Here is a 13,148-nt window from a genome sequence, read left to right as displayed (position 1 = left end):
TATGGCATAGTGGCCCGGCCTTTCCACTCTGGAGTTACTGTTTTGAAATTGAAAAATCTTTCTCTGGCCTTGCTGTCGGCAGGCTTGCTTTCCCTTTCTCTGGCATCCGCTGCGCAAGCTGCAGCACCCGCCGCATCCAAAGCATCTGCTACCGCCCCGGTTACCAAGGTGACCTCGGTCGAAGGCCTGACCGAATACCGCCTGGCCAACGGCCTGCGCGTATTGCTGTTCCCCGACGCCAGCAAGCCGACCCTGACCACCAACATCGTCTATATGGTCGGCTCGCGCCACGAAAACTATGGTGAAACCGGCATGGCCCACTTGCTGGAGCATTTGTTGTTCAAGCCCAGCGCCAACTTTGGCGTGAAGAAGGGCACCAAGACTCCGGTCGAAGTGCTCAACGCCGTCGGCGGCGAATTCAACGGCACGACCTGGTACGACCGCACCAACTATTTCTCGGTGTTCCCGGCCAACGACGAAAACCTGCGCCTGATGTTGGCCATGGAAGCCGACCGCATGGTCAACGCTGCCATCGATCAGAACGACTTGTGGAACCCGAAGACCAACAAGGGCGAGATGACCGTGGTGCGCAACGAGTTTGAGATGGGCGAGAGCGACCCGATCGGCGTGACCACCGAGCGCATGCAGGCCATCGCTTTTGACTGGCACAACTACGGCAAGTCCACCATCGGCGCGCGTTCCGATATCGAGCAGGTCAACATTCCCCGCCTGCGCGCCTTCTACAAAAACTACTACCAGCCCGACAACGCCATCCTGATGGTTGCTGGCCGCTTTGACGAAGCCAAGGTGTTGAAGCAAGTGCAGGAATATTTCGGCAAGATCCCCCGTCCCTCGCGCGTGATCCAGCCTACCTATACCGCAGAGCCGGTACAGGACGGTGAGCGCTCGGTGGTCGTGCGCCGCTCCGGTGGCACGCAGTTTGTCGGCGCCGGTTACCACGTAGCGCCTGGCGCGCATGCTGATGCTGTGGCAGTCACGGCGCTGGATCGCATCTTGGTGGATGCCCCGGCCGGACGCCTGCACAAGGCCCTGATCGAAACTAAGCTGGCCAACAAGTTGCAGGTCGAATCGGTCAGCAACCTGGAACCCAGCTACCGCATCTATGGTGCGGCCGTTGCCAAGGACGGCAACCTGGACGCCGCGCAGGACGCGCTGCTGAAGGTCATGGAAGGTTTTTCCGCACAGCCCATTACCCAAGCCGAGTTGGACCGCGCCAAGCAGCAACTGTTGAAGAACATCGACCTGACGATGAACAACACGGCAAACCTGACCATTGGTCTGACCGAAGCGCTCGCCGCCGGCGACTGGCGCCTGTTCTTCATCAACCGTGACCGTGTTGAAAAGCTCGATCTGGCCAGTGTGCAGGCCGCAGCCAACACCTATTTCAAGACCACCAACCGTACGCTGGGCAAGTTCGTCCCGACTGACATTGCCGACCGTTCCACCATTCCCACAACGCCCGACATCGCGGCGCTGGTCACAGAGTACAAAGGCCGCGCCGTGGTTGCACAGGGCGAGGTGTTCGACCCGAGTCCAGACAACATCGAGAAGCGCACACAGCGCTCCGTATTGTCCAATGGCATGAAGCTCGCGTTGCTGCCCAAGAAGTCCAAGGGCGAGACTGTGAGTGTGGCCTTGCAGTTGCGCATCGGCAGCGAGGAGTCCTTGCGTGGCAAGTCGCAGGTCGGCGAAATGGCTGCCCAGCAATTGTTGATGGGTACTGACAAGTTGAGTCGTCAGGAAATCAAGGACAGCTTCGACAAACTGAAGGCGCAGGTTTCTGTTGCAGGCGGTGCCGAAGGCGTAACAGCCACGATCACCACGGTGCGTAGCAACCTGCCTGCAGCGCTGGATCTGCTGGCCCAGGTCGTGTCCAAGCCCGCTTACCCAGCCAAGGAATTCACCGAGCAGCAGCTCGCAACGATTGGCCGTATCGAGCAATCGATTCCAGAACCACAACCGCAAGCCCTGGTAGCCATGCGTCGCCTGACAGACGCGACACCCGCTGGCCATGTGCGGCACGCGTTGACGTTTGAAGAGCAATTGGCCGCCGTCAAGGCCGTCAAGGTGGAAGACGTTCGCGCCTTCCAGCAAGCGTTCTACGGCGCTGGCAATGCGACCTTCTCTGCCGTGGGTGACTTTGATGTGGCGACACTGAAGACCCAGCTGACCAGCCTGTTTGGTGCCTGGAAAGCGCAGCAACCGTATGTGCGCGTGACACGCAGCATCAAGCTTGTGGATGGCCAGAAAGTGACGCTGGAAACGCCTGACAAGGCCAACAGCGTGATGCTGACCATCCTGCCCGTGCCGATCAAGGACAGCGCGCCCAACTACCCAGCACTGGTGCTGGCCAATCACATGATTGGTGGCGGCGCGCTGAAGAGCCGTCTGGCGGATCGCATCCGCCAGAAGGAAGGCCTCTCCTACGGTGTGGGCTCGCAGTTCAGCGCACCCGCGTTGGACCCCACGGGTCTGTGGCTGGCCTTCACGATCAGCGCTCCGCAAAACACCGCCAAGGTGGAAGTGGCGCTGAAAGAAGAAATGCAGAAGGTGTTGGCCGAGGGCTTCACCGCGACCGAATTGACCGAGGCCAAGAAAGCCTGGCGCCAAGGCGAGGAAGTCAACCGTACCGAAGACGCAATGCTGTCGCGCCGCCTGTCGGAGTACCTGAGCTACGAGCGCACGATGGCTTTCGACAAGGACATCGAGGCCAAGGTCGCCGCGCTGACGCTGGAGCAAGTCAACCAGGCCGTCAAACAGGTCTTCAAGATCGAAAGCCTGTCGGTTATTGCTGCCGGTGACTTCGCTGGCGTGGCCAAAGCAGCGGCTGCCTCCAAGTAAGCCGACGTTGCAGCCCCGGGGTCCAGCGGACCCTGGGGCTGTTTTATTTGGCCGCACGGTCTACACTGCTGCGCTTGTGCGCTCAGTTGAGTGTTCATTTATTCCACCAAGGGAGTCCATCCATGTCTCGCATTTCTGGCATTTTGAAACCCACTGTTCTGACACTCGCCCTGGCGTTGGCGTTACCCGCGCTGGCCGCCGACAAGCAACGCATCGACAAGGAAGCGGATATTCCCCGTTTCAGCTACAAGGTGACCGATCCGCTGGAGAACGTGGTGCGCGACAAGGTCCTGTTTGCCAAAGTGACCACACCGGTGCGCGCGGATATGGAATCGGTATTGGCCAAGTACGACATTGGCGACAAGGCCGTGCAGCGAGGTTTCCTGGCCAGCTTGTGGCAACTGGATTTTCTGGCCGGCAACTACGATGCGGCGCTGGCCGGTGCCAATGCGATGCGCGCACTGGAAGAAAAGCCTGCTGACAAGCTGCTGTCGGGTCTGCGTGTGCGGGCGATGGCGGCTGCGGCCAAGCAAACCGGCGGTATCAATACGCCTGCGTATTTTGAAGCCGTGGGCACTGCGATCCGCAAGGAACTCGACGGCTACCCCTTCGAAGTGATTGCGAATGACATTCGCAGCTACAAGGCAAGCTCCGAACGCATTGGCGAAGGTCTGATCATGGGGGGCGTTCGCAGTGTGATGCAGGCCACGGTGGACAAGAACGGCGCACTGAGTTCTGACGTTGCCCCTGGCATCATCAATGCCCGCTACGCGCTGGAAACCGCGCTGCCGCTGAAGCAGACGCTGATTGCCACCTACACCGCCTACCTCGATGCCCACAAGGTGGAGAAGCAGGACATTTGGGCTTCGCGCAATGTGACGCTGCCGGCCACCGGAAAGTACAAGACCGTCAATGTTGCCGTCTGGGACAGTGGCGTGGATACCAAGCTCTTCCCCGGCCAGGTTCTGACCGATGCCAAAGGCAAGCCCGCACTGATTGCGTTTGATCTGGAGTCCCGTCCTGCGACTGGCGAACTATTTCCGATTCCTGCAGCGCTGCAACCCAAGCTGCCTGAAATGCTGGCGCGCACCAAAGGCTTTTCGGACATGACCTCCAACATCGACAGCCCTGAGGCCAGCGAGGTCAAGAAATTCTTCTCCGGCCTGAAGCCCGAAGAGTTCAAGCCCACGGTGGAACAGTTGGGCCTGTCAGGCAACTATGTGCACGGCACCCACGTTGCTGGCATCACCGTCGAAGGAAACCCTTATGCGCGTCTGGCCGTAGCCCGCATCTCTTTTGGCTACAAGCTGATGCCTGAACCCTGCCCGAGTAAGGAACTGGCCGAACGCGGCGCCAAGGCCAATCAGGCGTATGTGGATTTCTTCAAGCGCAACAAGGTACGGGTTGTGAACATGAGCTGGGGTGGCACGGTCAAGAGCTATGAAGAAGAGCTGGAGAAATGCGGCATCGGTAAAACCACCGATGAGCGCCAGAAGACCGCACGGGAGCTGTTTGAAATCGAGAAAAAAGCGTTGACCAAGGCATTTGCCAGCGCGCCTGAAATCTTGTTTGTCACTGCAGCGGGCAACGCGAATTCAGATGCAACCTTTGGCGAATTCATTCCGTCCAGCATCGTTTTGCCAAACCTGCTGACCGTGGGTGCGGTAGACAAGGCTGGGGACGAAGCGCCGTTCACCAGCTATGGCCCTACCGTGGCTGTGCATGCCAATGGCTACCAGGTGCAAAGCTTCTTGCCAGGTGGCAACAAGGTCGCGCTGTCGGGCACATCGATGGCGTCACCCAATGTGGCCAACCTGGCGGCCAAGCTGCTGGCAGCCAAGCCGTCACTGAAGCCGACGGAAGTGATTACTATCATCCGCGAGACATCGGAAAAGTCTGCCGATGGGCGTCGTACGCTGGTCAATCCTGCGAAGGCAATGGCCCGCGTGATGTAAAGCGGGCCTCTCCAGCAGTCCTAAACCCAGGGCTGCTGGATCTCCTCGCGGGCATAGACCCGCAGCACCGCAGGGCGCGCCAGCACCCGCTGCAACCAAGGCGCAATGTGCGGAAGCTCTCTGGCCTTGCGGCCCGCAAAGTTGCGGGTCCAGCGGCACAGCATCATCGCGTACAGGTCAGGCAACAAGTAGGTGTCACCCAGCAGCCATGCGCCATTGTTGGTGGCCAGTTGCGCATCCAGCTGGTCCAGGCAAGCCTGCACTTTTTGTTCGGCATGCGCTTTGACTTGGGCAATCGCGTCTTCGCTTGCTGCCAGGCGTTGCGGATAAAAGTAGTTGATCAGCGCCTGCTGCATGGTGGTCGATAGCCAGCTCATCCATTTGTAGACTTGCGCGCGCTCCGGCGTGCCGATGGCTGGCATCAAGCCCGCCTGCGGATGGCAATCCGACAGATGCAGGCAGATCGCCGCCGTTTCAAACAGCACGTTGCCGTTGTCGATGAGCACAGGGATCAGGCCATTCGGGTTGAGCTTGCGGTATTCGGGCGAGTCCAGTTCGCCGCCATCCTGGTCAATGCGCTTCAACGTGAATGGAATGCCCAGTTCTTCCAGAACGATATGCGGCGCCATAGAGGCAGTCGCAGGAACGTAATACAGCTCAATCATGGTGCCTCCTGTTGTATGTCAACGCTGTGCCAACGCAAGTTTGAGCGCCAACGCGGCGAAGATCACGGCGGCCGTGCGGTTCAGCAGACGTTGCGCGCGCGCCGATTCACGCAGCCGCGCACCAAAGCCTGCGGCAAACCAGGCAATGCAGCCAAAGGTCAGAAACGCGGCCAGCATGAAGATCGCGCCCAGTGCCATGATTTGCAGCGGCACATCGCCTTTGGCCGTGTCCACAAACTGCGGCAGAAACGCCAAAAAGAAAATCGCCACCTTGGGGTTGGTGACATTCATCACCACGCCGCGCAGATAGGTTTTCATCGGCGGCATGGCGCCACCGTCATTGCCCTTGCCTTCACCCGGCCCCATGCTGGCTGGCGCGTTCCAGGCGCCCCAGGCCAGCCATAGCAGATACGCCGCGCCACACAGCTTCAGCACGGTAAACGCAGTGGCAGACGCCGCCAGCAATGCTGCCAGACCCAGTGCGACCGCGGCGGTATGGAACAAGAGCCCACTGCACAGCCCGGCCACGACCAGCAAGCCCGCGCGGCGGCCGTGCATTGCGGAGTGCAGCAGCACAAACACGTTGTCCGGTCCGGGCGCTAGCGCCAGCAAAACGGAGGCTGCGAAGAAGGCGAGGCTGGTATCGAGACTGGGCATGAAGCAGTGTTGTGTTGGGTTTGTCAAAATGGGGCAATGAACCCATCTGATCCTAACGTAAGCAATCTTGTGGCACCCAACCCGGCGCGTGCGCCGCAGGCATTTCTGGAGTTCCTGTACTGGACCGCCGTACGCCGCGCCTTGCCAGCCCACACGTTGGCGGAATTTTTGCCCACGCCACCAAAGGGGCGTACGCTGGTACTGGGTGCGGGCAAGGCCTCGGGTGCGATGGCGCATGCATTTGATGCGTTGTGGCCGCAGGAGGCACCCATGCAGGGGCTGGTGATCACCCGCTACGACCATACGCCACCGCGCGATAGCTCCGTTCCTGCGCGCATCGAGGTCGTAGAAGCTGCGCATCCGGTGCCCGATGCCGCAGGGCTGGAGGCTACGCGTCGCATGCTGTCAATGACGCAGGGCTTGACTGAAAACGACCTGGTCGTGTGCCTGATTTCGGGCGGCGGCTCGTCGTTGTTGACGCTGCCCGCAGAAGGGCTGGCGCTGGCGGACAAGCAGCGCATCAACAAGGCCCTGCTGGAAAGCGGTGCGACGATTGGCGAGATGAATTGCGTGCGCAAGCATCTGTCTGCGATCAAGGGTGGGCGCCTGGCCGCAGCCTGCGCACCAGCGCGCGTGGTGACACTGCTGATCAGCGATGTGCCGGGCGATGAGCCCTCGGTGATTGCCAGCGGGCCCACTGTGCCTGACCCCAGTACCTGCGAACAGGCGCTTGCGGTGCTGGAACGCTATGGCATCGCAATTCCTGAATCCGTGCGTGGGCGTTTGCAGCGGGGGGACCTGGAGACTCCGAAGCCAGCAGACGCGGTGTTCGCGCACCACACAGTGCAACTGATTGCCACGCCCCAGCAATCGCTGGAGGCGGCTGCCGAGGCCGCGCGCTTGGCGGGTTTGAATGCCTACATCCTCAGTGACGCCATGGAGGGCGAGTCGCGCGAAGTGGGCAAGGTGCACGCCGCGCTCGCACTCGCCGTGGCGGGTCAGAGCCAGCCCTTTCAAGCATTCGCGCGGCCCTGTGTTGTTTTAAGCGGCGGTGAAACCACAGTCACCGTTCGCCCATTGGCGCCCGGCGCAGCGCGCGGACAGGGTGGGCGGGCTGGTGAGTTTTGCATGGGACTTGCGGCCGGTCTGCAGGGTCAATCTGGTGTGTTCGCGCTCGCTGCGGACACCGATGGTATCGATGGCACACAAGACAATGCAGGTGCGCGGGTGCTGCCCGACACATTGGCGCGCGCGGCTGCGTTGGGCCACAAGCTGCCGGATTATCTGGACCGCAACGATGCCTGCGGCTTCTTTGGTCCGCTGGGGGATTTGTTTGTCACCGGCCCAACCTTCACCAATGTGAATGACTTTCGGGCCTTGCTGATACTGTGACCAAAAAGGGCACCGCACGCTATAGTGCGGTGAAACTGCTGGTCAAAATCAATACGGGCAAGCGACACGGTCGCCGGACTTGAAAGAATTCAGAAAATCAGGGGACAGCAGAATTTTCAGGGGAGTACTGAAGATGTCTCAACAGCCCGGCCTGCCGGTGCAGGTGGCTCCAGACCCGAGGCGGCGACGGCTGTTCGTCATCGTCTGGGTATTTGCCGCGCTGGTCTTGGGGCTGTTCCTGTTCGCCAGCGTCAGCATCTATCTTTTGTCGGCAGGACGGGCCTATGTGCAAGGCGAAGGTCTCTGGTCCAAGGGGCAAAAGGACGCCATCTATGCGCTGTCACGCTACACGCTGTATGGGGACGATAAGGATTACCAGGCATATATGTCCGCCTTGGCGGTCAACCAAGGTGACCGTCGCGCGCGCCTTGAGCTGGAGAAACCGTATCCCGATTTGAAGGTCGCCTACGACGGCTTTCTGCAAGGGCGCAATCATCCCAATGACATCGAGGGCATGATTTTTCTCTTTCGCAAGTTTCGTACAGTGCCGCATATCGCAAGAGCCATTGCCATCTGGACCGAGGCGGACCAACACATTGAAGAGCTCACCGATGTGGGTGCGCGTATCCGGGCGACAGCCAGCCTGGCGGCGCTGTCCCCCGAGCAGGGGCGCGACTTCCTGACTGAGCTGGATGTCATCAACGGCAAGTTGACGCCACTGGAAGACGATTTTTCCTACACGCTGGGACTCGCGGCACGGGACATGACCCTGTTAATCCTGATCGTCATGTCGGTTGTCGTCGCTGTGTTGCTGGTGGGTGCTTTTCAGTTCTCGCGGCGACTGGTTCTACAGAACGAAGCGTTTCAGGATGCCCTGCGGCAAAGCAAGGATCAGCTCAAGGATGTACTGCAGTACGCGCCCATGCCCATTGCCATCACCCGCATTGCTGACGGGGCTGTTGTGTACATGAATGACCATGGCATGGCGCAGTTCAAGATCACTGCAACCGATTTGCCGAATGTGCAGCCGCGTGACTTTTATGCCAATTCCGGCGACCGCGACCGTGTCATGGCGAGTTTGCAGGCGACGGGCAAGGTGCAAGACCTGGAGGTCCAGCTCAAAGACGCACATGGCGTGACCTTCTGGGTGCAGTACTCGTCACAGCGGATTACCTATGACGGGCTGGACTGCGTTTTGACCGCATTGGTTGATATCGATGAGAAGAAGCGGGCGCATGAAGACCTGCAATACCGGGCGTACCACGACGGCCTGACAGGTTTGCCCAATCGCGCAATGTTCATGGATGCGCTGAAGCGCACGGCGGGGCGCATGGAGCGCAAGCGCGGCATGTTCTCCATCCTGTTCATCGATCTGGACCACTTCAAGGAAGTCAACGATGAACTGGGCCACGACATGGGCGACTTGCTGTTGCAGCAGGTTACGCAGCGCATCCAGTCCTGCGTACGCGGAAGCGATCTGGTGGCGCGTTTGGGGGGCGACGAATTCGTGGTGCTGATCGAAGCACACGATGATGCGGATAGCGCCCGGCGCATTGCGAAAAAGATACTGGAGGCGCTGGAGGCCGCCTACGACCTGTGCGGGCAGGCCGCACACGTGACCGCCAGCATAGGCATCAGCCGCTTTCCGCAAGACGGTAACGAAATCGGCAACTTGTTGAATGCCGCCGATCTGGCCATGTACCAGGCCAAAAATCTGGGCAAAAACAACGTGCAGTTTTACAAGCCCGAAGCTTGAGGTTTAGCGCGCGACCGGCGCGCGCTTCAAGGCTGTCAATACATTCTCGGCCGTTGCTGGGGCAGTCAATTGCACTGTGGTGCCGTCATTGCGCGCCTGTGCAACGGCATCGCGCAAAGCTTCGTAGACGCTGATCGCCAGCATGAACGGCGGTTCGCCCACCGCCTTGCTGCCGCCCACGTTGTCTTCCCGGTTGGGCTCAGGCCACAAAGCGACGTTGAAGTGCTGCGGTACGTCGCCTGCAGTCGGAATCTTGTAGGTGCTGGGTGCGTGGGTAGACAAGTAGCCTTTGTCGTTCCAGACCAGTTGCTCAGTCGTGAGCCAGCCCATGCCCTGCACAAAGCCGCCTTCGATCTGGCCGATGTCAATCGCCTCGTTGATGCTGCGGCCCACATCGTGCAGAATGTCGACCTTGAGCACCTTGCTCTCGCCGGTTAGCGTGTCGATGGCGACTTCGGTGCAGGCAGCGCCGTAGGCAAAGTAATAGAACGGCCGGCCGGTCAGCGTGGCCTTGTCGTAGTGGATCTTGGGCGTGCGATAGAAGCCGTCGCTCCATAGCTGGATGCGGTTCGCGTAGGCCAGCTTCACCACGTCGTCAAAACTGCGCGTGGCTTTGGGTGAGAACACCTCGCCGTTCTTGAAACGAATGGCGCCCGCACCACACATGTCCAGCCCGCCGACAAACGCAGCCAGGTTGTCGCGCACATTGCGCGCTGCGAACTGCGCGGCGCGGCCATTCAGGTCGGTCCCCGCCGATGCGGCGGTGGCGGAAGCATTGGGTACTTTGCTGGTATCGCTGGCCGTGCACAGTACGCGCGCGAACGGCACGCCCAGCTCATCGGCCACGATTTGCGCGACCTTGGTGTGCAGGCCCTGGCCCATCTCGGTGCCGCCATGGTTCACCTGCACGCTGCCATCGGTATAGACATGCACCAGAGCACCAGCCTGGTTGAATAGCGTGGCAGTGAAGCTGATGCCGAACTTGACCGGGGTGATCGCGATGCCGCGTTTCAACACCGGGCTCTCGGAGTTCCATGCTGAAATGGCCTGTGCGCGTCTTCGGTAGTGCGCAGACAGCTCCAGTTTTGATAGCAGCGGTGCGAGGATGTTGTCCTCTACCTTCATCTGATAGTGCGTGGTGTCGCGCTTTTCCCCGGTCGCAGGCACCACCTCGTCGCTGTACAGGTTGCGCATGCGCACATCTAGCGGGTCCAGCTTCAGCGTACGGGCAATGTCGCCCATGATGGTTTCGATCAGGATCACGCCTTGCGGCCCGCCGAAGCCGCGAAAGGCCGTGTGGCTCTGCGTGTTGGTCTTGCAGCGGTAGGACGTGATGTCCACATCCTGCAGGTAGTAGGCGTTGTCGCTGTGAAAGACCGCGCGGTCCGCCACCGGGCCGGACAGGTCGGCGCTGAAGCCGCAGTTCACCGCCATCATCAGTTGCAGCGCAGTCAAGCGCCCCGTGTCGTCAAAGCCCGCGGTGTATTCATAGGCAAACGGATGGCGCTTGCCGGTGACCATGAAATCATCGTCGCGGTCCAGACGCAGCTTCACAGGTGCCTTGAATTTGTTCGCGGCCAGCGCGGCCCAGACGGCCAGATGGCCTGCCTGCGTTTCCTTGCCGCCAAACCCTCCCCCCATGCGCCGGCACTCCACGCGTACTGCGTGGTTATCTATGCCCAGTGCGTGTGCCACCCAGTGCTGTATCTCGCCGGGGTGCTGTGTGCTGCTGTGGATGACCCATTGGTGCTGTTCCTGCGGCAGCGCGTAGGCGATCTGGCCTTCCAGATAAAAGTGCTCCTGGCCGCCGACCTCCAGGGTTCCTTTGATGCGGTGGGGCGACTTCTTCAACGCGGCGGCTGCGTCACCACGGCGCACGGTAACGGGTGGCAGCACAAAGCTTTTGGCAGAGAGCGCATCGTGCACGTTCAGCACGGCGGGTAAGGCCTCGAGCTTCAATTGCACTTTGCGCGCGGCGCGGCGTGCCTGCATCACGGTTTTGGCAACCACCAGGCCAATCACCTGGCCGATGTGCTGCACGGTATCAATCGCAAACACCGGCTCGTCACCGGCAAACGCGGCCAGCATGGGGTCTCCGGGAATATCGCCGGTCAGTACCAAACCGACAACGCCCGGCATCGACAACGCAGCCGTGCCGTCTACGCCCAACAATTTCGCATGGGCGAGGGTGGACAGGATGGGCGCGGCATGCAAGGTGCCGCGCACCTCGGGCATGTCGTCCACATAGATGGCGTTGCCGCTGACCTGCGCGGCCGCACTTTCGTGCGCGGGATGGCTGGCGGTGTTCATGCTTCAGCTCCGGATAGCTGTTCGAGGCTGACCAAACTTGTCCCCTGACTTTCCAGCCAGAAGCGTTGCACCAGCCCACCCAATACGTCCACGCGGTAGCCGCTGCTTGCGCGCATGTCGGAAATCGGATTGAACTCGGCTTGCAAAACCTCGGCGGCCTTTTGCACAGTGGCTGAGGTCCATGGCTGGCCCAGCAGCGCGGCTTCGGTCTTGCGGGCACGCACCGGCGTGGCGGCAACTCCGCCGACGCCGACGGACGCCTTGACGACCTCATTGCCTTTGACGTGCACCGCGATGGCCAGACAGACGGCGGAGATGTCGTCTTCAAATCGTTTGGAGATTTTGTAAACGCGGCTAAATTCGTCTGCACTCGCCTTGGGCACCTTGATCCAGGCCAGCACTTCGTCTTTCGCCATCACGTTGGTGCGGTACCCCGTGTACAGCGCTTCCAGCGGCATTTCGCGGTGAGCCACCTTGCCCTTGTGCACACGCATCAGCACGATGTTCGCGCCCAGCGCAATTAGCAAGGGCATCGAATCGCCGATCGGCGACCCGTTGGCCACGTTGCCGCCGAGCGTGCCGGAGTTGCGCACGGGCAAGCCGGCAAAGCGGTGGGCGAAACTGTGGAGCTGGGGTCGGTCGGCCACCAGTGCCGCAAAAGCATCGGTCAGCGGCGCGGCAGCACCGATGGCGATGTGGCGCGGGTAGTCTTCAATGCGCCGCAGCTCGGCCACCTGGGTGATGTCCAGCACGCGGGCAAACTGCTTGTGCTGTTTGGTAACCCACAGGCCGACATCGGTGCAACCGGCGACCAGTTGGGCATCGGGATACCGGGACCTTGCTGCCAGAAAATCTGGCAGATTTCGGGGGGAAATGTATGCCGAATCGGGCTGTAGCGCTCTGCTGGTGTGCGTAAGCAGCTTCATTTTTGATAGCAAGCCGGATTCATCGACAGGCGCGGAAGGCCAGTGCATCATGGTCTGCGCGGCGTCCAGGATAGGCCGATAGCCGGTGCAGCGGCACAGGTTGCCAGATAAGGCTTCCATCGCGTCCGCGCGATGCACGGGCGCTTGTGTTTTCTGGTGCTGTTGGTACAGCGCAAACAGGCTCATCACAAAGCCGGGCGTGCAAAAGCCGCATTGGGAGCCGTGGCACTGCACCATGGCTTGTTGCACGGGGTGTGGGGTCTGCTTGGCGTCAGCCAGGTCTTCGACGGTCCACAGTGCCATGCCGTCGATGGAGTGGGCGAGGCGAATGCAACTGTTGATGGCGCGGTACTGCAGGGCGTCACCATGGGGCTCGCCGACGACGACCGTGCAGGCGCCGCAATCGCCTTCGCCGCAGCCCTCCTTGGTTCCGGTGCAGTGCAGGTCTTCGCGCAGCACCTCCAGGAGGGTGCGGTCGGGCGGGATGTCGTGCAGCGTGACGCTCTCGCCACGGCGTATGAATCGCAGGGGTTGAATGCTCATGGTTCCGTTGTAGCATAGAGAACACCCGAATTCCACGGTGGCATCAAACTTGCACTGACAAATCTGCACCGCGTTTACTGTC

The 13,148-nt window shown here is 60.7% G+C and carries 8 protein-coding genes; 4 read left to right on the top strand and 4 right to left on the bottom strand.

Annotated elements, in window-relative coordinates; all coding sequences use genetic code 11:
* Window positions 1–48: 48 nt before the first annotated feature.
* On the top strand, window positions 49–2,862 hold the full coding sequence (locus AC1DV6_RS05565; protein ID WP_477975905.1) for a M16 family metallopeptidase: 2,814 nt from the start codon (window positions 49–51) through the stop codon (window positions 2,860–2,862).
* 122 nt (window positions 2,863–2,984) lie between these two features.
* Complete coding sequence (locus tag AC1DV6_RS05560; RefSeq protein WP_477975903.1) at window positions 2,985–4,817, top strand: S8 family serine peptidase; 1,833 nt, start codon at window positions 2,985–2,987, stop codon at window positions 4,815–4,817.
* A gap of 20 nt (window positions 4,818–4,837) precedes the next feature.
* On the opposite strand, the gene AC1DV6_RS05555 is transcribed toward AC1DV6_RS05560, so the two are convergent.
* On the bottom strand, window positions 4,838–5,482 hold the full coding sequence (locus AC1DV6_RS05555) for a glutathione S-transferase family protein (protein WP_477975901.1): 645 nt from the start codon (window positions 5,480–5,482) through the stop codon (window positions 4,838–4,840).
* Window positions 5,483–5,500: 18 nt separating this feature from the next.
* Window positions 5,501–6,139, bottom strand: coding sequence for a LysE family translocator (locus AC1DV6_RS05550; protein ID WP_477975899.1), 639 nt, complete (start codon window positions 6,137–6,139; stop codon window positions 5,501–5,503).
* Between the two features lie 36 nt (window positions 6,140–6,175).
* Here AC1DV6_RS05550 and AC1DV6_RS05545 point away from each other — a divergent pair, with 36 nt between their 5' ends.
* The gene (locus tag AC1DV6_RS05545; protein WP_477975897.1) at window positions 6,176–7,531 is read left to right on the top strand and encodes a glycerate kinase type-2 family protein; all 1,356 of its coding nucleotides are present in this window, start codon (window positions 6,176–6,178) and stop codon (window positions 7,529–7,531) included.
* Between the two features lie 133 nt (window positions 7,532–7,664).
* Entirely contained in the window at window positions 7,665–9,287 is a 1,623-nt protein-coding gene (locus tag AC1DV6_RS05540; RefSeq protein WP_477975895.1) for a diguanylate cyclase domain-containing protein, read from the top strand.
* A 3-nt stretch (window positions 9,288–9,290) separates the two neighbouring features.
* Here the strand turns inward: AC1DV6_RS05540 and xdhB are convergent, their stop codons facing one another.
* Entirely contained in the window at window positions 9,291–11,597 is a 2,307-nt protein-coding gene (xdhB, locus tag AC1DV6_RS05535; RefSeq protein WP_477975893.1) for a xanthine dehydrogenase molybdopterin binding subunit, read from the bottom strand.
* Window positions 11,594–13,066 (bottom strand): xanthine dehydrogenase small subunit, encoded by a 1,473-nt coding sequence (xdhA, locus tag AC1DV6_RS05530; RefSeq protein WP_477975891.1) that lies wholly within the window; start codon window positions 13,064–13,066, stop codon window positions 11,594–11,596. Before xdhA ends, xdhB begins: the two co-directional genes overlap by 4 nt.
* Window positions 13,067–13,148: the final 82 nt, after the last annotated feature.

It is taken from the genome of Rhodoferax sp. P2_H8_2 (assembly GCF_056403235.1).
This window is presented reverse-complemented; position numbering and strand designations above follow the sequence as displayed.